Source organism: Neglectibacter timonensis, from assembly GCF_900048895.1.
In the GTDB taxonomy this organism is placed as follows: Bacteria; Bacillota; Clostridia; order Oscillospirales; family Acutalibacteraceae; genus Acutalibacter; species Acutalibacter timonensis.
On record NZ_LT160640.1, the window covers coordinates 351,434 to 374,493 of the forward strand.

General features: G+C 53.2%; 23 protein-coding genes. 18 read left to right on the plus strand and 5 right to left on the minus strand.

The genetic code is table 11. The features are described 5' to 3' along the window. Positions 1-14 precede the first annotated feature (14 nt). The 3 genes from rnr (at position 15) to nagA (ending at position 3,671) form a co-directional block, all read left to right on the plus strand. Entirely contained in the window at positions 15-2,231 is a 2,217-nt protein-coding gene (rnr, locus tag BN3911_RS10505; RefSeq protein WP_082942237.1) for a ribonuclease R, read from the plus strand. Positions 2,232-2,283: 52 nt separating this feature from the next. Continuing rightward, positions 2,284-2,457 carry a pro-sigmaK processing inhibitor BofA family protein gene (locus BN3911_RS16840; RefSeq protein ID WP_242871115.1) on the plus strand — a complete coding sequence of 58 codons (174 nt, stop codon included), beginning with the start codon at positions 2,284-2,286 and terminating at the stop codon, positions 2,455-2,457. Between the two features lie 92 nt (positions 2,458-2,549). After that, complete coding sequence (gene nagA / locus BN3911_RS10510; RefSeq protein WP_066865207.1) at positions 2,550-3,671, plus strand: N-acetylglucosamine-6-phosphate deacetylase; 1,122 nt, start codon at positions 2,550-2,552, stop codon at positions 3,669-3,671. 84 nt (positions 3,672-3,755) lie between these two features. Here nagA and BN3911_RS10515 read toward each other — a convergent pair whose 3' ends face one another. Further along, positions 3,756-4,550 (minus strand): phosphodiester glycosidase family protein, encoded by a 795-nt coding sequence (locus BN3911_RS10515; protein ID WP_066865210.1) that lies wholly within the window; start codon positions 4,548-4,550, stop codon positions 3,756-3,758. 15 nt (positions 4,551-4,565) lie between these two features. Further along, positions 4,566-4,967: an S-layer homology domain-containing protein gene (locus tag BN3911_RS10520; protein WP_066865213.1), complete on the minus strand. Its 402-nt coding sequence runs from the start codon at positions 4,965-4,967 to the stop codon at positions 4,566-4,568. 342 nt (positions 4,968-5,309) lie between these two features. On the opposite strand from BN3911_RS10520, the gene BN3911_RS10525 reads away from it, so the two are divergent. Continuing rightward, positions 5,310-6,482 (plus strand): V-type ATP synthase subunit I domain-containing protein, encoded by a 1,173-nt coding sequence (locus BN3911_RS10525; RefSeq protein WP_147578578.1) that lies wholly within the window; start codon positions 5,310-5,312, stop codon positions 6,480-6,482. Between the two features lie 144 nt (positions 6,483-6,626). On the opposite strand, the gene BN3911_RS10530 is transcribed toward BN3911_RS10525, so the two are convergent. Together BN3911_RS10530 and serC are read right to left on the minus strand one after the other, a co-directional pair. Beyond that, on the minus strand, positions 6,627-7,793 hold the full coding sequence (locus tag BN3911_RS10530; RefSeq protein WP_066865218.1) for a phosphoglycerate dehydrogenase: 1,167 nt from the start codon (positions 7,791-7,793) through the stop codon (positions 6,627-6,629). A gap of 67 nt (positions 7,794-7,860) precedes the next feature. Then, the gene (serC, locus tag BN3911_RS10535) at positions 7,861-8,946 is read right to left on the minus strand and encodes a 3-phosphoserine/phosphohydroxythreonine transaminase (protein WP_066865221.1); all 1,086 of its coding nucleotides are present in this window, start codon (positions 8,944-8,946) and stop codon (positions 7,861-7,863) included. Positions 8,947-9,238: 292 nt separating this feature from the next. On the opposite strand from serC, the gene BN3911_RS10540 reads away from it, so the two are divergent. The 12 genes from BN3911_RS10540 (at position 9,239) to BN3911_RS10595 (ending at position 18,914) form a co-directional block, all read left to right on the plus strand. Then, complete coding sequence (locus BN3911_RS10540; RefSeq protein ID WP_066865224.1) at positions 9,239-9,589, plus strand: DRTGG domain-containing protein; 351 nt, start codon at positions 9,239-9,241, stop codon at positions 9,587-9,589. Further along, positions 9,586-10,017, plus strand: a complete 432-nt coding sequence (locus BN3911_RS10545; RefSeq protein WP_066865227.1) for an ATP-binding protein — start codon at positions 9,586-9,588, stop codon at positions 10,015-10,017. The genes BN3911_RS10540 and BN3911_RS10545 overlap by 4 nt, the downstream gene beginning before the upstream one ends. 99 nt (positions 10,018-10,116) lie before the next feature. After that, positions 10,117-11,424 (plus strand): [Fe-Fe] hydrogenase large subunit C-terminal domain-containing protein, encoded by a 1,308-nt coding sequence (locus BN3911_RS10550; RefSeq protein ID WP_242871116.1) that lies wholly within the window; start codon positions 10,117-10,119, stop codon positions 11,422-11,424. A 17-nt stretch (positions 11,425-11,441) separates the two neighbouring features. Beyond that, entirely contained in the window at positions 11,442-11,777 is a 336-nt protein-coding gene (locus BN3911_RS10555) for a DRTGG domain-containing protein (protein WP_066865230.1), read from the plus strand. Beyond that, complete coding sequence (locus tag BN3911_RS10560) at positions 11,758-12,495, plus strand: PHP domain-containing protein (protein WP_066865235.1); 738 nt, start codon at positions 11,758-11,760, stop codon at positions 12,493-12,495. The genes BN3911_RS10555 and BN3911_RS10560 overlap by 20 nt, the downstream gene beginning before the upstream one ends. Before the next feature lie 163 nt (positions 12,496-12,658). Then, complete coding sequence (locus tag BN3911_RS10565; protein WP_066865238.1) at positions 12,659-12,841, plus strand: hypothetical protein; 183 nt, start codon at positions 12,659-12,661, stop codon at positions 12,839-12,841. A gap of 38 nt (positions 12,842-12,879) precedes the next feature. Next, positions 12,880-13,377 (plus strand): NADH-quinone oxidoreductase subunit NuoE, encoded by a 498-nt coding sequence (gene nuoE, locus BN3911_RS10570; RefSeq protein WP_066865241.1) that lies wholly within the window; start codon positions 12,880-12,882, stop codon positions 13,375-13,377. 27 nt (positions 13,378-13,404) lie between these two features. Next, complete coding sequence (locus BN3911_RS10575; protein WP_242871117.1) at positions 13,405-13,953, plus strand: ATP-binding protein; 549 nt, start codon at positions 13,405-13,407, stop codon at positions 13,951-13,953. A gap of 27 nt (positions 13,954-13,980) precedes the next feature. Further along, a complete protein-coding gene (locus tag BN3911_RS10580; protein ID WP_066865248.1) occupies positions 13,981-14,361 on the plus strand; it encodes a (2Fe-2S) ferredoxin domain-containing protein in 381 nt (126 codons plus the stop codon). 15 nt (positions 14,362-14,376) lie between these two features. Then, positions 14,377-16,167 (plus strand): NADH-quinone oxidoreductase subunit NuoF, encoded by a 1,791-nt coding sequence (gene nuoF / locus BN3911_RS10585; RefSeq protein WP_066865251.1) that lies wholly within the window; start codon positions 14,377-14,379, stop codon positions 16,165-16,167. An 18-nt stretch (positions 16,168-16,185) separates the two neighbouring features. Beyond that, positions 16,186-17,925 (plus strand): NADH-dependent [FeFe] hydrogenase, group A6, encoded by a 1,740-nt coding sequence (locus tag BN3911_RS10590; RefSeq protein WP_066865254.1) that lies wholly within the window; start codon positions 16,186-16,188, stop codon positions 17,923-17,925. A gap of 41 nt (positions 17,926-17,966) precedes the next feature. Then, complete coding sequence (locus tag BN3911_RS10595; protein ID WP_066865257.1) at positions 17,967-18,914, plus strand: DUF4349 domain-containing protein; 948 nt, start codon at positions 17,967-17,969, stop codon at positions 18,912-18,914. Between the two features lie 128 nt (positions 18,915-19,042). Here the strand turns inward: BN3911_RS10595 and BN3911_RS10600 are convergent, their stop codons facing one another. Next, the gene (locus BN3911_RS10600) at positions 19,043-20,797 is read right to left on the minus strand and encodes an aminoglycoside phosphotransferase family protein (RefSeq protein WP_066865259.1); all 1,755 of its coding nucleotides are present in this window, start codon (positions 20,795-20,797) and stop codon (positions 19,043-19,045) included. Between the two features lie 168 nt (positions 20,798-20,965). Between BN3911_RS10600 and BN3911_RS10605 the strand changes: the two genes are divergently transcribed. Both BN3911_RS10605 and BN3911_RS10610 read left to right on the plus strand, forming a co-directional pair. Beyond that, positions 20,966-21,736, plus strand: a complete 771-nt coding sequence (locus tag BN3911_RS10605) for a YdcF family protein (protein WP_082942241.1) — start codon at positions 20,966-20,968, stop codon at positions 21,734-21,736. A gap of 15 nt (positions 21,737-21,751) precedes the next feature. Then, entirely contained in the window at positions 21,752-23,032 is a 1,281-nt protein-coding gene (locus tag BN3911_RS10610; RefSeq protein ID WP_242871118.1) for a dihydroorotase, read from the plus strand. Positions 23,033-23,060 lie beyond the last annotated feature (28 nt).

Below are 23,060 nucleotides of genomic sequence, written 5' to 3' on the forward strand. Positions count from 1 at the left end.
GGAAAGCAGAGAGAATGGAACGAAAAAAACAAGGAAATTACAGAGAAAACAAAAATACCGGCCATAAAGGGGCCCGCCCGGCAGCAGGGGGCGTCAGACAGCGTCCTGCTGCAAGAGATGTTCATACACCGGAGCAGAAGTTGATTCTGACTGCGCTGCGGCGCTGCGGTGGTGGGGACGGCGTTCCCTCCCGCGCCTTGATGCGCGAGGCGGGGGTTATGAACAAAAATGCTTTTTATGAGGCGCTTAGATCGCTGAAAGAGGCCGGAGAGGTGAAGGTGGACAAGGACCATTGGGTTACTTTGGTTCCGGACAGCGGCGATATAGAGGCACAGCTTGTTTCTCTTTCGGAAAAGTTTGGTTTTGCCCGCCCGAAAAACGGCACTGGAGATATCTTTATTCCCGGTAGTGCCTTGAAGGGCGCTTTTGTGGGAGATGAGCTGGTGCTGTCAGATATCCAGCAGCGGGAAAAGGGCCCCAGCGGCCGGGTTAAGCGGATTGTTGCCCGCGCATCCGGTTCTGTGACTGGAACTGTTCATCTGGATCCAGGCGGAGCCAGAGTCACTCCTGACGGCCCGGTACGCTATGATCTGAAGGTACGGCCGGCTGATCTCAATGGAGCCAGGGATGGAGACAAGGTGCTGATCCGGCCCCAGGCGGACGGCAGAGGCGATTGGGTCTTCGCTGAAGTAAAATCCGTATTCGGCAGCGGCAGCAGTGCCAGAGTGTGTTCTGACGCCATCATCGAGCGCTGCGGGATTCCCAAGGAATTTCCACCGGAGGTGATGGCGGAGGCAGAGCAGGTATCCCGTGCTGCGATTACGGAAGCGGATTTTCGGGAACGGCTGGATCTGCGTGAGGAACCGGTGTTCACCATCGACAGCGCCGACGCAAAGGATCTCGATGATGCCATTTCCGTCCGTAAGACTCGGGCAGGCTACAAGCTGGGCGTGCATATTGCAGACGTATCCCACTATGTGAAGGCGGGCGGTGCCATTGACCGGGAGGCGTTTCGCAGAGGCACCTCCGTATACTTTGCAGACCGCGTGATTCCCATGCTGCCGGAGGCTCTTTCCAACGGGGTATGCTCCCTGAACGCAGGAACTGAGAAGCTGGCGTTCTCCGCTCTTCTTTCCTTTGACCGGGAAGGCAATATGACCGGATATGAGTTTCATAAGTCAGTGATCAACTCAAAAGTGCGGGGCGTCTACCGGGAGGTCAATGAAATATTGGCAGGCACTGCTTCCAAGGACTTGCTGAAAAAATATGCACCGGTGAAAACCAGTTTGAAAAATGCCAAGGAGCTGGCGGACCTTTTGAAGAAAAAGGCTGTGGAGCGGGGCGAGATGGAACTGGAAAGCGGCGAGACCAAATTTGTGCTGGACGAAAAGGGAGTCTGTATCGATATTCTTCCCAGAACAACGGGGGAATCAGAGGCCCTGATCGAGCAGATGATGATTGCGGCCAATATCGCAGCGGCTAAGGTGGCCCAAGAGGCGGAAATTCCGTTTTTATACCGCACTCATGAAAAGCCCCAGCCAGACCGGGTAATTGAGCTGTGCGATTTGCTGGACCGCCTGGGAGTTCCCTGCGGCGAACTGAAAAAAGGAAATCCCACTGCAAAGGACTTTGCAGCGGTGCTCAACCGGGCAAAAGGAACGCCAAAAGAGGCGCTGGTTTCCCAGCGTATCCTGCGTACTATGGAGAAGGCGCGTTATTCTGACCGGGAAGTAGGACATTTTGGACTGGCTCTTCCCGATTACAGCCACTACACTTCTCCTATCCGCCGATATCCCGATACCTCGATCCACCGGATCCTGACCGATCTGGTCAGCGGTTCGGACCCTGCGGAGATAGCGCACCGTTATGCGGCGTTTGCTGCGGAGTCTGCAGAGGAATCCTCCAAGAACGAGGTGCGGGCAGTCACAGGGGAACGGGCGGCTGAGGATTGTTACATGGCGGAATATATGTGCGCTCACTTAGGGGAGCGCCATGTGGGGATTATCAGCGGCGCAACACCCCGCGGCATCTTTGTAAAACTCCCCAATAACGCTGAGGGCTTTGTCAGCCTCAATGATTTTCCGGATTGTGATTTTGAGTTTGATGGAGAAATCACACACATGGACCGGCGCTCAGGTCTGACCCTGACCGTAGGAGAAGAGCTTGGGATCATTGTAGCCGCTGCAGATGTGGCTACCGGCCGCATCGATTTCGTACCTCAGGAGGCATAGAGTTCGTCCCCTTTTCATAGGTATGATCAAAAGGAGAAGGGGACGTGACTTCATGAAAGGCTTTTTATTCTCTGCAGTTCTGGGCTTTGTGGCAATGGCGCTGGTCAATCTCTGCGGCCCGTATACAGGTGTGTTTCTGCCGGTGAGCCGGCTGAGTGTGCTGGTTTCCGGGGTATTGGGAATTCCCGGCGTCACTCTGATGCTCCTGCTCAATGCTATTTTATAAAGTTAACTTTGACAGAATGGTGCGAAAGCGGCCAGGTGGAGTGCCGGTAGACAAGGAAAAGGACGTACAGCTCTGAAAAGGGGATGTCTAACATGTTGTTGGTTCGTGCGAATTATCTTGATGGGAATTTTCAATGGAAGACGGGAGATATCGAAATCGAAGACGGGCGGCTTCTGCGGGTGGGGGAGAATCTCTCTTTCCCGGAAGATGAACTGGCTGTTGACTGTTCCGGATATACCATTATACCCGGCTTTGTGGATATCCATATCCACGGCTGTGCGGGTACCGATACCTGTGATGGAACTCGGGAAGATATTGACAATATGGCCAGATTTTTGCTGCAGAAGGGGGTTACTTCTTTCTGTCCTACCACGATGACCACAGGCCGGGCTACAGTAGAACGGGCTTTGCTTGCCGCTAAAGCCTGCGCAGAGCAGCCGGTGGAGGATGGCGCCCGGATAGTCGGAATCCACATGGAGGGACCTTTTATTGCCAAAGAGAAAAAGGGAGCTCAGCTGGAAGAGGCTATTCTGCCGCCGGACTACAGCTGGTTCCGTGAGCTTTATGAGCTGAGCGGCGGCCTTGTAAAGCTGGTGGTGGTGGCGCCTGAACAGCCTGGAGGATATGAATTTGCTGAACAGGCTAAAGCGCAGTGCACGGTTTCCATCGCGCACACTACGGCGAGTTACGAGGAGGCAAAACACGCCTTTGACTGCGGCGTAACCCATGCCACCCATCTGTTCAATGCAATGCCCGGCCTTTCTCACCGTGCCCCCGGGGTGGTGGGCGCCGTGTTTGATGATGAAAGGGTAACGGCGGAGCTGATCTGTGATGGATTTCATCTGCATCCTGCAGTGCTGCGGACAGCCTTCCGCGTTCTTGGAGACAGGGCTGTGGTGGTCAGTGATTCCATGCGGGGAAATGGCATGGCAGATGGGGAAAGCTTTGATCTGGGCGGCCAGTTGGTCACCGTAAAGGACGGCAAGGCCACCCTTTCTGACGGAACGATTGCGGGTTCTGTGACCAACCTCCATGAAGAGGTCAAAAATCTGGTCAGCTTCGGCATTCCTCTGGAGCACGCTGTAAAAGCAGCCACTCTGACTCCGGCCAAGGTAATTGGAATGGATGGGGAGATTGGCAGTATCGAACCTGGGAAGCGTGCCGATCTGCTGGTGTTGGATGAGAATCTGGATATTGTGGCTGTCTATCATTAATCTATTTGGGATAGATACTGTGGATACAAAAAAGGAACGGAAATGCAGCTAGCTGCACTTTCGTTCCTTTTTTTCTGTTGCTTCTTATTGAAAGACAATCATATTATTCAACTTGCGGGACTGTGGGCCGCATAGCCATTGTCCGCCCACATAAAGGGTGGCGGATCCGCCGCCGTCCAAATTGATTCCATCCGAGCAGCCCAGTTTCACTAGAATGGAGGAAAGCTCCTGCAGTGTGCAGGTAGCGGTGGCAATAAGCAGGTTCCCGTCCGGTTTGATGCCGATACACATGCGCAGTGCAGTATAGGTGGTGATGTTCGGGTCTGAGAAGCCCTCGGAAATGTAGGTGTTCAGGCCGCCGTATACCTGACCGTTTTTCACAAGCCTAGGGCCGGCTGCAACAGACAGCATAATATCTTGCGTGGAAGAACCGTCGTAGTTTAAATCCAGAGAAATGCGATCGCCTACCTGGCAGGAATCAAAGAAATCTCCTTCATACTGGCGGCGGGAACGCTGGGCCAGCACGTACCCCTCATCTAGGGAGGGAATTGCGACGTCTTTGTCTGCTGCGACAGAGGTGATAAATCCTTCGCTGTCCACCGTTACGGCGTCTTTTGCGTCGAAGCACAGCGTATGCCCCCAGTCCCTGGTGAAGACCAGGCGGGCGGCGTCGGTGCTGCTGCTGGGCCATTTGTTTGCGGAGACCTTCTGGATAACGCTTTCAAAACCGTCTTCATAGCCGTTGATGATACCGCAGCGCTGGCAGAGGGATACGCTGGCTTTGGCAAAATTGGAAATTTTAGCCTTATCTGTGAAATTTATTTCCGTGGTATCGGGGGTCATCTGTCGTCCGGTAGCCCTGGCAAAGTTTGTGACCATTCTCGCAAGTTCTTCTCAGGTCACATACTGTTCCGGCCGAAAGGTTTTGTCCTCATAGCCGTTGACTACGCCCGCTTCCGAAGCCCAATTGACATAAGGATTATACCATTGGGAGGGAAATACATCCCGGAAGCTCCCTTTGAATCGGTATTGGTCGACTTCGCTCTTTGTGAGCACAGTTTTCGCCAACATTGTGACAAATTCTGCGCGGGTCAGTTTGTCATAGGGCTTGAAAGTGGTAGGGGTTTTACCGTTGACAATACCCTGGTCCACCAAATCGTATACGCTTTCTGAAAACCATTCTCCATATGGAACGTCCGAAAACTGAGCGGCTGAAGCTGGGAGCGTTATTCCGCATACCAGCAGTACACAGCAAAGAAATCCGGCCAGAAACCGGAAGCCCTGTTTCTTCTTCATTTGCCATTCCTCCTCTTACGACAAGACTTTATCTTACGACAGAACTTTACATAATATACCACGGTTTCCACTTTCTGTCCATAGAAAAAACTGAATGGAAGAATTTTTCGAGGGAGTTCCCTTCCAGAAACGAGGTGGTCATTCGGAAAAAATGGACAGGAAAGTTTCCCGGAAGACAGGCTTCGTTTACCTTATGTTTTTCCGTGCGTGAAAAGGAAGAAAAACATCAAAAAAAACTTGGGCGGCAGTGAGAATAGTTTGCATTTTTTCTGGGTTTCGTGTAATATGTATGCAAGGCAGATTCAAAAATTTGGAATGCTTGTAGCTTGGAGGTATGAAGGTATGATTTGTCCCAACTGCGGCAGGACTGTGCCGGACGGCACACAGTGTCCCTGCATGGGCAGCACGCCGCTGCTCTCGTCCAATCCGGCGGTCAATGTCATTAAGACGGTCGGTTCGTCTACCCAGTTTCTGGTGCTTGCAATTTTGTATTCTGTGTCCGTACTGTTCAGCGTCGTCACAGCGATCACTGCAGACAGCACTCTGGAAAACCTGATCTATTCTGCCTATGATTACGGTATTGACCCCAGTTTGCTATACCCTTTTGCAAATCAGAATGCCCTTAGTGCGGTTTTGGGGGCAATTTTTTCATCAGTGCCTGGAATTTTGATTGCAACGGCTCTGTGGCTGCACTTCTCTTCTTCCCGCGGCACGGCAACCGGAGGTGTCTCGACAGCGGGAATGACCATCTGGAAGGTGATGGCCGTCATTTCCTTGGTGGGGTGCTGTCTTGGCATTTTAGCTGCGCTTTTTTTCGTAGTCTTGTTTATTGCCGTGCTGGCAAATATGGGTTCTTCCAACGCCGGATCCTACCATTTTTACAGTTATGGTTATGGGGATCCTGAGGTTTTGCTTGCCGGGGCAAGCGTACTGTTGGGCATCCTGGCTGTCGTTGTGATTATGGCGTTGGTGCTCTACTTGATCTATGATATCTGTGTTCTTAAGACGGTCAACCGTATGAAGAATGTGGTACATACCGGTATGCCGGATAACCGAATCCCACGGTATTTGATCGTGATGAACTATGTATTCGGCATTATTGCCGGTATCGGCGGTCTGTTCTCCCTGTTTTCCTCTCCGATTGCCGGCGTGGGATCCTTGGTTGGCGCTGCGGGGATGATCTTGACTGCCCGTCTGCTCAGCGAATGCAGGAACAGAATGACCATGCTGTTGTATCCTCCGGTGCAGCCGGTCTATGCGCAGCCTCCACAGAACGCCTACCAGCCCTATGGATATGGTCAGGCTCCTGTGCAGCAGTTCTATCCGTCGGCCCCTGAAAGCGCGTCTTCGGTCCCGCCTCAGCAGCCGGCCTACCAGCAGCCGTTGCAGTCGCCATCCGTTCTGTCGGAGCCCGAGAATACTCCTCTTGTCCCGGGAGTTCCAGAAGCTCCGACGGGGGCAGAGTCTTCCGCTGCGGAACAGGAAGAGAATCCCGAAAATAAGCCGGAAGAATAAGTGCGGAATTTTTCCGGTTTTTACTCCAGAAAGGCCCCTGCAGGTTTATTTAAGCCGGCAGGGGCCTTTTATGCTGTGGAGAGTAAGGCAAAAAAAGACCGGCTGGAGATGCCAGCCGGTCTTGGTGTTTTTTGTAAACAAAGCTCAGACAATGGTACGTACTCGGATAATAGCCTCCAGGTTTTCCAATGCGGAGACTGCATCTGCAGTGACCTCACCGGAAACATCCAGAATGGTATAGGCATATTCCCCGCGGGATTTGCTCTGCATATTTTCAATGTTAATGCCCGCATCACCACAGGTAGAGGTAAACAGGCCAATGGTGTTAGGTACGTTCTTGTGAATGATACAGATTCGCTTGGTACCCGGTTCTCTCGCCATGGAGATGGCGGGCATATTTACAGAATTGCGGATGTTTCCGTCTTCCAAATATTCTTTCAGCTCATCAACAGCCATTTCCGCGCAGTTATCCTCGCTCTCCGGCGTAGAAGCTCCCAGATGAGGAATCGCAATCACATTTTCCGCACAGAGAAGCTTGTCGTCAGGAAAATCGGTGGCATAGGCGGAAACCTTGCCTTTTTGCAGCGCCTCCAGCATCGCATCGGAATCCACCAAATCTCCACGGGCGAAATTCAGGATACGGACGCCGTCCTTCATCTTTTGCAGGGAGGCGGTGCCTACCAGATTCTTGGTTTCCGGGGTAAGAGGAACATGGAGCGTAATGTAATCGCAGGTTGCAAATATTTCATCCAGAGACTGAGCGTGGTTGACGGAACGGGAGAGGTTCCAGGCAGAATCCACAGAGAGGAAGGGGTCGTAGCCATACACAGTCATTCCCAGGGATTTGGCCGCGTTGGCAACCAGAATGCCGATAGCGCCCAGACCAATGACACCCAGGGTTTTTCCCTGGATTTCGGGACCCGTGAAAGCGGATTTTCCCTTCTCTACCAGCTTGCTCACTTCATCTCCCTTGCCCTTCAGGGTTTTTGCCCAGTCAATGGAGGAAACTATTTTCCGGGAGGTGAGGAACAGCGAGCAGAGTACCAGCTCTTTTACGGCGTTGGCATTGGCGCCGGGGGTGTTGAATACCACCACGCCGTTCTCGATGCATTGGTTCACAGGGATGTTGTTTACACCCGCGCCTGCTCGGGCAATAGCCAGCAGGTTTTCACCCAGTTCCATGTCGTGCATGGAGGCGGAACGGACCAGGATGCCGTCCGGTTCCTGCACTTCAGGAGAAAAGGTGTACTTCTCACCGAAACGTTTGGTTCCCACAGGGCTGATTTTATTGAGGCAGAGGATCTTATACATAAAACATCATCCTTTCCAAATATTCAGATGCAGCGGCTTCCGCCGGGATTAAGTACAGTAAAGCTGCCTATGCGTTTTCCGCTTCAAATTTCCTCATGAAGTCCACCAGACTGGCAACGCCCTCGGGTGGCATGGCGTTATAGATGGAAGCCCGCATGCCTCCCACACTGCGGTGGCCCTTCAGATTGACAAATCCGGCCGCGGTGCTTTCCTTGACGAACTTTGCGTCTAAGTCAGGATCTCCAGTGACGAAGGTCGCATTCATGATGGAACGGCTGTCCGGCGCTGCGCAGCCCTTGAACAGTTTGGAAGAATCCAGAAAATCATAGAGCACCTGGGCTTTGCGTACGTTGCGTTCTTCCATTTTCTCAAGCCCGCCAATTTCATCACGGATCCATTCCAAAACAAGTTTGCAGATGTAGATGGGCCAGCAGGGGGGAGTGTTGTACATGGATTCGTTTTCCGCCATGACCTTATAGTTGAACATGGTAGGGGTGCCTTCCTGTGGTTCACCCAGCAAATCCTCCCGGACAATTACAATGGTGAGGCCGGCAGGGGCTACATTTTTCTGGGCGCCGGCATAGAGCAGGCCGAACTTTGAAACGTTGATGGGACGGCTGAGGATGCAGGAGGAGATATCCGCCACCAACGGCACTTCCCCGGTATCCGGCAATTCGTTCCAGACCGTGCCGTAAATTGTATTGTTCAGGCAGATGTGGAAATAATCGGCATCGGGGCGGAACTCATTTTGATCCAGCGAAGGGATGTGAGAGAAATTATCTTCTTTGGAAGAAGCGACCGCCTTGCAGTCTCCATACCGGCTGCCCTCTTTGTAGGCTTTTGTGGAAAACTGGCCGGAGAGCACATAATCCGCCTTGTGGGATTTAGTCATCAGGTTCATAGGGACTGCAGCGAACTGAGAGGAGGCGCCGCCCTGCAGGAATAATACCTTATAATTATCCGGAATGCCCATCACTTGGCGCAGCGTACTTTCAGCGCCTTTGATGATAGCGTCGTACACCTTGGAACGGTGCGACATCTCCATGACGGACTGGCCGCTGCCTTCATAATCCAGCATCTCGGCAGAGGCTTTTTTCAGGACGGATTCGGGCAACATAGACGGCCCGGCGGAAAAATTGTACACGCGTGACATGTTCATAACCTCCCGGTAATTTTGGTATTTTATTAGTGTAAATGGATAAAGCAATTTTACTTATTATATCTGGTAGTACACCGAAAAGCAAGCAAAAAACTGAGAATGCAGCAAAAAAGTGGAAAGCTTTGGCGAACAACTGTTTCGAGATAGAGAACTTTGCGCAGGATATCTGAAATTATTTGCTTTTAAAAACTGGATTGTGGTATAATCAACTAGAATGGAATGATAAGCACTATGGGTTGTTTTTTTAGATTCCATAAATCCCATCAAACTGGCAGGAGGAACTTCTATGAAGGTTAACGAAATCATTGGCATTCTGAAGGCTCAGGTACTCAATGAGGGCAATTTGGAAGAGGAGGTCAAAACAGCTTGCGGCAGCGATATGATGAGCGATGTGCTGGCTTTTGTCAAGGACCAGTCGGTGCTGCTGACCGGCCTGATGAATCCTCAGGTGGTACGTACGGCTGAAATGATGGATATGCACTGCATTATTTTTGTACGGGGCAAGACCATCGACCCCGCTGTGGTAGAACTGGCGAGGCAGAAGGATATTACTGTGCTGGCCACGCCCTATCGGATGTTTACAGCCTGCGGGCTGCTGTATTCAAACGGCTTGCGGGGAGGTTGTGATATCTCATGAGTATGCTTCACCTGAATTATCAGGTTCCAGGAGATGATTTTACCCGGGCAGGCGAGGCGTCAGGAGATGTCAAGCACAAATTGAAAAAGCTGGGATATGAGCCGGACGCCACGCGCCGGGTGGCAATTGCCATGTACGAGGGAGAGATTAACATGGTGATTCATGCGGGTGGCGGCGAGGCTGTCGTGGATATTGACCCGGACCGGGTGGAAATTGTGCTTGCCGACCACGGTCCCGGCATCGAGGATGTGGATCAGGCCATGCAAGCGGGGTGGTCTACAGCGCCTGATAATGTACGGGCGCTGGGCTTCGGGGCCGGGATGGGGCTGCCTAATATGAAAAAATACACGGATGAGATGGTGGTCGAATCCGTTGTAGGGGAAGGCACCACAGTTCGCATGACGGTGGTTCCCGGCAGGAAGCAGTGAGGCTTCTGCTGCATTCCCGGGCCTTCGGAAAGAAAGGCTGCAGGGGTTAGCGCCTGGTAGGGCGCGGTGATCAGTGATGGAAGGAAGAGGTACATAGCTGTGACTGAATTTTACCATTCGGTGACGCTGGATGAAACAAAATGCGTGGGGTGCACCAACTGCATCAAACGCTGCCCTACGGAGGCGATCCGGGTGCGGGGCGGCAAAGCGGTGATCGCCTCTGAACGATGCATCGACTGCGGAGAATGCATCCGCATCTGTCCGCATCATGCCAAACGGGCGCGCTTTACGCATCTTTCGAAACTCAGCGAATTTGAATACAATATTGCGTTGCCCGCACCGTCCCTGTACGGGCAGTTCAACAATCTGGATGATATTGATTATGTTCTGACCGGACTGAAAGAAATGGGGTTTGACGACATCTTTGAGGTTTCCCGCGCCGCCGAGCTTGTGAGCGAAGCCACCAGGAAACTGATGGAAGAAGGGGAACTGAAGCGGCCGGTGATCAGCTCGGCCTGCCCGGCGGTAGTACGTTTGATCCGGGTGCGTTTCCCGGATTTGTGCGAGCATGTGCTGCCGCTGAAATCCCCGATGGAGACAGCCGCCGCTATCGCCAAAAAGGAAGCGGCGGAAAAGACGGGACTTCCTGCAGACAAAATAGGCTGCTTTTTTCTGACTCCCTGCCCTGCAAAGGTGACGGATATCAAGATGCCCCTGGGCATCGAAAAATCCATGGTGGACGGAGCCATTGCCATCAGCGAGGTGTTTCCAGAACTCTCTCATGTCATGGACCACCTGGAGAGCATAGAGCCCATCGCCAATTCCGGCATCATTGGAGTGGGATGGTCGACCAGCGGCGGGGAATCTGCAGCGCTTCTCAACGAGAAATACCTGGCGGCGGACGGCATTGAAAACGTGATTCGCGTACTGGAGGAGATTGAGGACGAGCGCATCGGGGAATTGGATTTCATCGAACTAAACGCCTGTGCGGGCGGCTGTGTGGGCGGAGTGCTTTGTGTGGAAAATCCCTATGTGGCAAAAGCCAGGATTCAGCGGCTGCGCAAGTATCTCCCCGTCTCTCAGAACCATCTCCGGGGTGGACCCGTCCCGGAAGTGATGGAGTGGAATACGAATCTGGAATTTTCCGATGTGCTCACCCTTTCCAGCGATCTGAAGGAAGCCATGCAAATGATGGCCAGGATCGATGAGATTGAAAAGGAGTTTCCCGGGTTGGACTGCGGCGCCTGTGGGGCTCCTACCTGCCGGGCTTTTGCCGAGGACGTGGTGAAGGGCATGAGCCGGAAGGCGGAGTGCATTTTTGTCTACCGCAAGCAGATGCAGCAGGTGGCGAACACCCTCTCCGAACTGGAGTGCGGCGTTCCGCTGCTGCCGAAGGATAAGGATTGAAAAGGGGGGCATTTGAAATGCAGATCGGCGAGATGGCCCAGACCTGCGGGTGGAAGCTGCTTGCAGGGGAGAAGGGTACAGGAAATGAGGTGGACGGCTGTTACGTCGGGGATTTGCTGAGCTGGGTGATGGCACGGGCCCAAGCGGGAAATGTATGGCTGACTGTGATGGGGAATGTAAATGCGGTTGCAGTGGCCACCCTGACGGAAGTTTCAGCAATTGTCCTGACGGAGAGTGCTGCTTTGGACGCCGAGGCGGCGGTCAAAGCAGAACAGCAGGGGATCCCCGTCTATACCTGCGCCGAGAATACATATGAAACTGCGGTGCAGGTTTATGAAAAGCTCGGGCAATAGAGAGTACCGCTGTGATTTTCATATCCATTCCTGCCTGTCTCCCTGCGGCAGCGACGATATGACGCCGAACAATTTGGTAAATATGGCGGCTCTTTCAGGCTGCGAGATTATCGCCCTGACAGACCATAATACCTGCCGGAATACCCCTGCCGCAGTCAGAGCGGGGGAGGAGGCCGGTATACTGGTGATTCCCGGAATGGAGCTGTGCACTGCAGAGGAGGCTCATGTGGTATGCCTGTTTGAAACAATTTCCGGCGCGCTGGAATTTGGGGATTACATCATGGCGCATATGCCCCACGTAAAGAACAAGCCGGAAATTTTTGGGGAGCAGCGTATCCTGGATGAAGAGGATCAACTGCTGGGGCTGGAAGAAAACCTGCTGCTGGTCTCCTCCTTTGTGGGGATAAACGAGGTTCTGAATCTGACAGAACAGTACGGCGGAACAGCTTTTCCCGCTCATGTGGACCGGGATTCCTACAGCGTTATCGCTTCTTTGGGGGCAATCCCTCCGGAGGCTGGCTTTACCGCGGCAGAGGTGACCCGGGGCTGTGATATGGAAGCCTACCGGCAGGAACATCCTGAGCTTTCCGGACTGCTGATCCTTCGGGATTCCGACTCTCACTATCTGGAGACTCTTGCAGATGAGCCCGGCTTTCTGCAGTTGGAAGACAGGAGTACGGCGGCTGTTCTGAAAAAGCTGCGGAGCCGGCTGGGATGAAAGTAAGGGCAGACGCCGCACGCCAGCAGAGGAACTGCTCTGAAGCTGGTTGGGGTATTTGGTATTTACGATATCGATATCATGATAATTATTTACAGAAACGGTACTTTTTTCTGATAAAAAATTGTCATTCTTTCGCGTATAATTCCAAAATAGAACTATAATGCTGCGTGATTTTGCTATATTTAAAGCAATGCCCAAAAACCTCATGCTGCTCCTCAATGCAGGGATTCCGGGCAAACTTAATGAAATCAAACCGGGGAGAAGTTTGAAAGAAGCCTTTCAAACAGCATTTTATTCCAGGCGGCAGCAGGAGTGGGTTTTCCTGGACTCTGCTCCGGAATAAGAAAGCGGCCCTAAAAAGAGAAAGGAATGGTCAGCACAATGCAAAAGCGTATCAGTAATTTGCCGTTTCATGATACTCCTGAGCAGGCAAAGCAGCTCGAAGAAGTTATTGAGAAGCTGAAAGGCCAGCAGGGCGCTGTGATGCCCGCCCTGCATCAGGCACAGGAGATTTACGGCTATCTGCCAATGGAGGTCCAGAAGAAGATTGCGGACGGTCTGGATGTCTCTTTGGAAGAGGTATACGGCGTCTCCACTTTCTATTCTCAGTTCTCCCTGACGCCAAAGGGAAAAAACCACATCTCTGTCTGTTTGGGGACTGCCTGCTATGTCAAGGGTGCGGATAAGATCCTCGAAAAGATCACCCAGCGTCTGGGAATTCAGCCGGAGGAGTGCACCGAGGACGGAGCCTTTTCGCTCACTGCCTGCCGCTGTATCGGCGCCTGCGGCCTTGCCCCTGTTATGACAATCAATGAGGATGTATACGGCCGTCTGGTTCCTGAGGATATTGACCAGATTCTGGCAAAATACACGGCATAACGGATGCGGGAGCTCTCTCTCAACGTCATGGACATTGCACAGAATTCTATTTCCGCCGGCGCTTCGCTCATTGAAATTGAGGTGGCTGAGGACATAGGGGAGGACGTGCTGAAGATCCGTGTGACGGATAATGGCTGCGGTATGACGCCGGAGCAGGTACAGCATGTGATCGATCCGTTTTATACAACAAGAACCACACGGAGCGTGGGGCTGGGTGTTCCGCTGTTCAAAATGGAGGCGGAGATGACGGGCGGCAGCTTTGAAATCTCTTCCGAAAAGGGAAAGGGTACGTCCCTTTGCGCCCTTTTTAAGCTTTCCAGTGTGGATATGATTCCCTTGGGGGATATCGGCGGCACGGTACAGTTGCTAATTACATGTAATCCGAAGCTGGATTTCCTGTTTACACGCAGTTATCGGGGCGCCGGAGAGGATAGACGGGAGTTTACCTTGGATACCAGGGAGCTGCGGCAGGTGCTGGGTGAGGATGTTCCTCTCGATGCGCCGGATGTGGTGCTCTGGATACGGGATTACTTAGCGGAACAGACAGAAGAGCTTTTGAACACGAATCATGACTGAATTGAATGGAAAGGAACGGTTTACGATATGAAATCTTTAGCGGAACTTCAGGCAATCCGGGATAAGGCCCGCGCCTCGGTCAACATTCGCGAAAGCGCGGAGGCTGAAACAAGAGTGCTTGTGGGCATGGCGACCTGTGGAATTGCTGCTGGAGCAAAACCTGTGCTGAACGCCTTTGTGGAAGAAGTTGCAAAGCGCGATCTCAAGGGCGTGATGGTCACTCAGACCGGCTGCATCGGAATTTGCCAGTATGAGCCTGTGGTCGAGGTGGTAACCCCCGGTCAGGAAAAAGTCACGTATGTCAAGATGACTGCTGAAAAGGCGCTGCGGGTGGTCAATGACCATCTGGTCAACGGCAATGTGGTGACGGAGTACACCATTGGCGCCAACGCTATCGGCGCCAAATAAGGAGGAGGGAAAACAATGTATCGTTCAAACGTTCTGGTTTGCGGAGGTACAGGCTGCACGTCCTCCAACAGCGAGCAGATCATCGAAAAGCTGAATGAAGAAATCAGGGCCCAAGGCCTTGAGAAAGAAGTAAACGTCATCCGTACAGGCTGCTTCGGTCTGTGCGCGCTGGGTCCCATTATGGTGGTCTATCCCGAAGGCGCGTTCTATAGCCGCGTCACCCCTGAGGATGTGCCGGAGATCGTCTCCGAGCATCTGCTCAAGGGCCGTATTGTCAAGCGTCTGCTGTATCAGGAGACCGTGGTGGACGACAACACCACAAAATCGCTCAATGAAACCACTTTCTACGCCAAACAGATGCGTATAGCGCTGCGCAACTGCGGCGTCATCAACCCTGAGAAAATCGATGAATACATAGCTCTGGACGGCTACGCTGCTCTGGGCAAAGTGCTCACCGAGATGACTCCTCAGGAAGTTATCGATCTGATGCTGGCTTCCGGCCTCCGCGGCCGCGGAGGCGCAGGCTTCCCCACGGGATTAAAATGGAAATTTGCCGCGGCTAACGATGCCGATCAGAAATATGCCTGCTGCAACGCGGATGAGGGCGACCCCGGCGCGTTCATGGACCGCTCGGTTTTGGAGGGCGATCCTCACAGTGTGCTGGAAGCCATGGCCATTGCAGGTTATGCCATTGGCGCCACCCAGGGATATATCTATATCCGTGCGGAATATCCCATCGCTGTCAAGCGTTTGCAGATTGCGATTGACCAGGCCAGGGAATATGGTCTTCTGGGCAAGAACATTTTCGATTCCGGTTTTGATTTCGATATAGACATCCGCCTCGGCGCCGGCGCATTTGTGTGCGGTGAAGAGACGGCTTTGATGACCTCCATCGAGGGTAAGCGCGGCGAGCCCAGAGTGCGTCCTCCGTTCCCGGCGGCCAAGGGCCTGTTTGGAAAGCCCACAGTGCTCAACAATGTGGAAACCTATGCCAATATTCCCCAGATCATCCTGAATGGTCCGGAATGGTTCCGTTCCATCGGCACGGAAAAATCTCCCGGCACCAAGGTATTCGCTTTGGGTGGAAAAATCACCAACACCGGTCTGGTGGAGGTTCCCATGGGGACTACCCTGCGCGAGGTTGTGGAAGAGATCGGCGGAGGCGTGCCTGGTGGGCATCATTTCAAAGCTGCCCAGACCGGCGGACCTTCCGGCGGCTGTATCCCTGCGAAGCTGATAGATACCCCTATCGACTACGATAATCTGATCGCAATCGGCTCCATGATGGGCTCCGGCGGCCTGATCGTCATGGACGAGACCACCTGCATGGTGGATATCGCCAAGTTCTTCCTGGAGTTTACCGTGGATGAATCCTGCGGCAAATGTACCCCCTGCCGTGTGGGTACCAAGCGCCTGCTGGAAATCCTGAACAAGATCACCTCCGGCAACGGCACGATGGAGGACCTGGACAGGATGGAAGAGCTGTGCTACTACATCAAGGAGAACTCTTTGTGCGGTTTGGGGCAGACGGCTCCCAACCCCGTTCTCTCCACACTGAAGTATTACCGCGACGAATATGAGGCCCACGTGAAGGAGCACCGCTGCCCGGCGGGCGCCTGCAAGGCCCTCACCAACTTTACAATCGATCCCGACAAGTGCAAGGGATGCACGCTCTGCGCCCGTAACTGCCCGGTGGGCGCGATCACCGGCGCCGTTAAGGAAGCGCATGTCATCGATACCAATAAGTGCATCAAATGCGGCGTCTGCATGGAGAAGTGCAAATTCGGCGCAGTCGTCAAGAAATAAGAGAGGAGCGTGCAAACAATGGATATGGTCAATATTAAAATTAACGGCGTTCCCTGCGAGGTTCCCGCAAATGCCACGATCCTCGAGGCTGCAAGGGAAGCCGGAATTGATATCCCTACCCTTTGCTTTCTGAAGGATATCAACCAGATCGGCGCCTGCCGTATGTGCATGGTGGAGGTCAAGGGCGCCAGATCCTTGGTGGCGGCCTGTGTCTATCCGGTCAACGAGGGAATGGAAGTTTTCACCAATACTCCCAAGGTACAGCAGTCCCGCAAGATGACTCTGGAACTGTTGCTTTCGGTTCATGAAAAGAAATGCCTGACCTGCGAACGCAGCGGAAACTGTGAACTGCAGAAGCTCTGCAACGATATGGGAATTGAGGAAGAGGGCCGTTTCGACGGCGCGATGCCTGCGGGGAACAAAGATGTTTCCACCCTGTATCTGGAGCGCAACAATGCAAAATGCATTCTGTGCCGGCGTTGTGTGGCGGCCTGCCAGAACCAGCATGTATCTGTTATCGGCGCCAACAGCCGCGGTTTTGATACCGAGATCGGCTGCGCGTTTGAGCAGCCTTTGAGTTACGTTTCCTGTGTGGCCTGCGGCCAGTGCATTGTCAGCTGTCCTACCGGCGCGCTGACAGAGAAGGACAATACTCAGGAAGTGATTGACGCCATCAATGATCCCGAAAAAGTGGTTATTGTACAGACGGCTCCTGCGGTCCGTGCGGCGTTGGGCGAAGAGTTCGGTATGCCCATCGGCACCAATGTGGAGGGTAAGATGGCTGCAGCATTGCGCCGTTTGGGCTTTGACAAGGTGTTCGATACGGATTTCGGCGCGGATATGACTATTATGGAAGAGGCCAACGAGTTCATCTCCCGTGTGAAAAACGGCGGCACCCTGCCTATGATCACCTCCTGCTCTCCCGGATGGGTCAAGTTCTGTGAACATTATTATCCCGACCTGATTGACAACCTCTCTACCTGCAAGTCTCCCCAGAACATGACCGGAGCTCTGATTAAAACCTGGTATGCCCAGAAAGAGGGTATTGATCCCAAGAACATCGTCTCCGTCTCTGTGATGCCCTGTACAGCAAAGAAGTTCGAGATCATGAGAAACGACGAGAACGCGGCGGGCCTGCCCGACGTTGATATCAGCCTTACCACTCGTGAGCTTGCCCGGATGATCAAGAAAGCGCAGCTCAATTTCGACCGTTTGCCCGATGAGAAGTTCGACGACGCCATGGGTGTTTCCACCGGCGCGGCCGTGATCTTCGGCGCTACCGGCGGCGTGATGGAGGCCGCTTTGAGAACTGCGGCCGACCTGCTTGAAGGCAAGGATCTGGAGTCCATCGAATACAAGGAAATCCGCGGTACCGAGGGCTTCAAGGAAGCCGTTTACAAGGTGGCTGGGATGGATGTGAAGGTGGCGGTTGTCAGCGGGCTTTCCAATGCCGACGCGCTGCTGAAGAAGGTGAGAGCCGGCGAAGCCGATTACCACTTCATCGAGGTCATGTGCTGCCCCGGCGGCTGTGTCAACGGCGGCGGCCAGCCCATCCAGCCCTCCAGTGTGCGCAGCTTTACGGATATCAAGGCTCTGCGTGCCAAGGCTCTGTATGATCAGGACAAGGCCATGCCTCTGCGCAAGAGCCATCAGAGCCCTGTGGTACAGAAGTGCTATTCCGAGTTCCTCACCGAGGGTCCCGGCGGCCATAAGGCCCATGAAATCCTGCATACCTCTTACATCAAGAGGAGTAAGTGAGCTTTCGAAGACTGTTTGACAGGAAAGGATGTGAACGCGGGTTGAAAAAACTGCTTTGTCTGTTCTTCGCCGTTTTCCTGGCGGCTTCCTTAGCCGCGTGCGGCAACAGTAAATCCAGCAGTTCTGCGGCGGCCGCATCCACCGGTGGTTACGATTCCGAAGGTGTCCCCGAAGCGGGGGCAAATTCCGCTGCTCTGTCAAAGGTGGACGAAATCGAGCGGAAGCTGGTTTATCGTGCCGACGTTTCCGCTGAGACCAAAGATTTCGAACGTGCCAAGGCCGATCTTGACAGCTTGGTTGCCGAGGTGCAGGGTTATGTGGAGAGTTCGGACCTTACCGGCAGCAGTTACGGCGGGGGAGGAAACCGCCGTCTCAGCTATACAGTCAGGGTCCCGGCGGACTCCTTGCAGGGGTTTCTGGCCAAGCTGGAGGAATTGGTGAACGTGGTGTCTAACTCTACGTATATGGAGGATATCACCGGTTCGTACTTCGATACCCAAGCGCGGCTCAACGCCCTGGAGCAGGAGGAAAAACGGCTTCTGGAGCTTCTGGAAAAGGCGGAAACGCTGGATGAAATCATCCAGCTGGAGGACCGGATTTCCAATGTGAGATATGAGATCGAAAGCCTCACTTCCCAAATGAAGATCTACGATAAAGAGGTCGCCTATTCCACTGTCTCCATCTTTTTAGAGGATGTGACAGAGTACAGCGCCAAGTCCTCCTTTGGCTCCCGTACTTGGGAGGCGTTCACAGGCGGCTGGAATAGCTTTGTAAGTACTGTACAGAGTGTGATAGTGGCTCTAATTTGGTTCCTGCCGTTTTTGGTGGTGGGCGGTGCAGTAGTTATAATCGTTGTTGTCTGTGTGAAGCGCTCAGGCAGAAAGAAAAGGGCCAAGTTCTTGGCTGACACCGAAAATATTGCGCCGGAATATGTGCCCACTGCCGGGCAAAATTCAAACAATCAGCCCGAACCTCCAAAGAAGTCATAAAAAAAGTCCCTGCGGAATCAATCCGCAGGGACTTTTTGGCTGTCTGTGGACTTTTGGAAGCATGGGAAAAGAGACTTTGTGCAAGGTGAAAAACACCAGTATTTAACCGCAGGGGAGAAATCCTGCCGCTATCCATTTTTCCCCGATTCTGCAGACGGGCTCTCTCCACGCAGTCCGATAAAAAATTCCTCCCGCAGCTGCCGGATCGTCTGCTGACGCTGACGGCGGTCCGGATTTACCGCTTTTTGTACTGCTTGAAAAGCTTTTTTCGTAAGCGGCCAATCCTCCTGTTTTCGGCTGCAGTCTGCGAACAGGGCAAAAGCCGCTGCGCCCATGGCGTACACATTGGTCACCTCGTCCAATGGAGAGCCAAGCTCGAATTCCTCCGGAGACATGAACCGGGAGCTTCCCCACATGCGCCCCATATCGTTCACAGCTGGAGCGCGCCGGTAGAAGTCGATATCACAGAGCATGGTTTTTTTCTGATTGAAGTCGTAGAGAATGCTGCTGTCATAAAAATCCACAGCAACATAACCTTTTTGTATCACATGTTCGTGAAAAACCAGAATATCCCGATAAACTTGGAGCTTGATTTCTTCCGGCATAGCGAGGAATTTCTGCCGGGACAGGGGATACATGCGTCCCAGGCATTCCCCGTTCGTCCAATCGAACACTGCCAAAAATCCGCCGCCTATCTCTTTAGCTTCCACCAGCCGGATCAGGGAAGGGTGAGCCAGGTCTCGGTACACTTTAACAGAGGCCTCCAGCCGTTTTACAGCCTCTGTTAAAGAACCTTCGTAGCATGCGGTGGGAGCGCCGGCAAATTTGAGGAAGTACTGTTTGCAATGGTTTCCTTCTGCTCCGAAGCAGATGTTTCCGGAATCCTGGAGATCGAATATTTGAAATACTTTTCCGTAATCCGTCAGAAAACTGAAATCGAAGGGGGCTTTCAACTGGTACGGCACCCCGTCTGCATACTGCAGGCAGAGCTCGCCCATGTACCAGGATGGAATCGTTTTTGTCATGCCGTCGTACCAGCTGAGTACTTCCGCCATCTGCCGCATCATCACATCTATCTCCTTTTCCCCAAAGGGAAGGGCCCAGGGGATGGAGGAAAGGGTGTTGCTGGCAATGTAGAGGGCCAGCAGCTTCCAAAACAAAGCAGGCGGTGCCCCGTTAAAGTAGCCGTTTACCATGCCGGAGGCAAACAGGGGGCTTTCCTGGGCGCACCAGACAATTCGATTAAATTCTTCCCAGGGATCGCCGAAATCGCTTCGATCAAAATCAATAAGGACAAGCTCTGTACCGGCGAGCATCATGTTGCCGACATGATAGTCTCCATGCTGAAAGCTTTGGGGCCTTCCCGATAGCAGCCCTCGGTTCTTTTCAAGATAATCTATCAGCCGGTCCGCTCCTTCCGCTTTGATGGGACACTCTGCATAGAGCAGCAGGTTTCGGTCTATCTTACGGTTAAACCGTTCTTCCCATGGTTCCAGCGATTCCGGCGCCGGAATGGAGTGAAGCTTCTGCAGGATGCTTCCAGCCCTAAGCCCCAGCACATATTGCTGCGTCTCAGGTAAAAGATGGAGAAGACCCTCCAAGTCTTTTCCGTGAATCCAGCTTTGCAGGGAATAAACCATCTGGCTGCCGTCTGTCAGTTCGCAGGCAGAGCAGACGCCGAACTCTTCAGGCATGCACATGGGCAGATTCAGCGCTGCGGCTTTCTGCATACGTGCAAACTCTTCCTTTCTGCGTTCAAACAGAGCCGGAGGGGAGAGGCGCAATAAATGCTCGGTACCATCCGCCTCAGTCACATGGTATTTACGGTCTCCGGACCAGCCTTTCTCAATGAGCTCTGCTGAAGAAAAAGATAGCGATTTCAAGGTTCTTCCACTCTTTCCTGTTGGATGGCTTCTATTCATTATAAAGCATGTGGACAGAAAGGGGAAGCCTGCAGTTTTCCTGTCCTTTTTTCGGAAAAGGGTGTACCGGGTGGAGCAAATGTTGTATAATAACGGAAAACAGATCGCAAATGCGGGGAAAGGAGCTCTATGAAACGTCTCCGAAGTATTTTAAAGGGGATTGGAATGGGCCTTTGTGTCCTGGGATTTCTGTGGTTCTTAATGCCGTTGCTAAAAGGCGGAACCGGTATTGGCATGATGCTCGGTGTAGCCGTTTGTGTGCTGGGCTTCTTGTTGTTGCTTGGTTACCGGTTGCTGAGCCGGAAGGGCAGCTGGCAGCGGATAGCGGTTCGTGTGGTATCGGTCTGCTATGTGCTTGGACTTTGTTGGTGTGGCTATCTCACTATATTGATGAGTTCGGCGCAGAGCCGGGTACCTCCGCCCGGTACGAATGTAATGGTCCTGGGGTCACAGGTGTATGGCATCGAAAAGATGGGCGTCAGTCTTACCAAAAGAGTGGAACGTGCCAGGGAATACCTGGCGCAGAATCCAGTGGCAAACTGTATTGTCACCGGCGGGCAGGGCAGCAACGAACCCTGTGCGGAGGCGGAGGCAGAGCGCCACGCGCTGATTCAGATGGGTGTTTCCGAAGCACGCATTTTTGTGGAAGACAGGTCCAGCAATACCCGGGAAAATATGGTTTTTTCCAGGATTGTTGCGGAAGAAAATGGTCTTGGAACAGAAATTGTCATCGTCACGCAAAGCTTCCACATGTATCGGGCGCTGATGCTGGCAGAAAATGCCGGGTTCAATCCTTACGCCTTGGTGGCGGATACCGATCCTGTGCTGTTCCCCCTGTATTACGGCAGGGAGCTGTTATCCCTTACAAAATGGAACTTGGAACAATTGTTTTTGGAATAGAAAGGAGCGCTGTCTTTGCGTAGTTTGATCAAACGAGCCCGAATTGTTGACCCCGCCTCGGAAAAGGACTTTCTAGGGGACCTCTATTTTTCAGAGGGAAAGCTTACGGCTATAGGGGAGGATCTGTTTCACATGGCAGCACAGGCGGATGAAATATTCGACGCCAATGGTTTGATTGCGGCCCCAGGCCTGGTGGACATGCATGTACATCTGCGTGATCCGGGCTTTACTCAAAAGGAGGACGTCTTTACCGGCTGCCGCGCCGCCGCCGCCGGAGGAGTGACCAGCCTGCTTGCCATGCCCAACACCAGGCCTGCTATGGATACGCCGGAAACCGTGCGATATCTTCTGGAAAAGTCGGAAGGGGCAGATGCCCATGTGTACACGGCTGCCTGTATCACCAAAAATTTGGAAGGAACAGAGCTGACAGAGCTTGAAGCTCTGCGGGAGGCGGGGGCTATCGCCTTCAGCGACGACGGCAGGCCTGTTGTGGATACCCGCTGCCTGCTGGAGGCATTGAAACGCGCTCCGGAATTGGGAATGACTGTTACCGCTCACTGTGAAGACCTGTATCTGGCAGCTGGAGGCCTAATGAACGAAGGAATACTATCCCAGAAACTGGGGATACCTGGAATTCCTTCCGCTGCAGAGGATTGCGGGACAGCCCGGGAGATCGCGGCCGCCGCTTCTGTGGGGGCGCCTGTTCACATTTGCCACGTGAGCACCAAAGGCTCTGTAGCCTTGATCCGGGATGCCAAACGCAGAGGCGTCAAGGTAACGGCGGAAACCTGTCCGCATTACCTGTTGCTGACGGAGGAAAGCCTGGCGAAGCAGGATGCGGATTACCGCATGAATCCTCCCCTGCGGACAGAGGCGGACCGCCAGGCCCTTCTGGAGGGCTTGAAGGACGGCACCATAGATGCGATTTCCACTGACCATGCCCCCCACACGCCGGAGGAGAAAGCTGACTTTGGAAAAGCGCCTAATGGTTCTATTGGGATGGAGACCTCTCTGGCAGCTTCGCTGACTGCTTTAGATGGAATTTTGACGCTCAGCCAGATTGTGGAGAAAATGAGTTGGAATCCAGCTAAGATACTGGGGATTCCTGCGGGCACGCTGAAGTTGGGTGCGGACGCGGACGTTGTGCTGTTCGATCCAACGCTGGAATGGGTGGTCAACGAGAATGCCCTGCACGGGAAGAGCAGGAACACCCCCTTCAAAGGGATGCATCTGAAGGGGAAGGTAATAGCCACGTTTTTACAGGGGCGTAAGGTCTTTGACGCCCGCCGGCAGTAAGGTTGCAGAACGGACTGTATCTTGATAG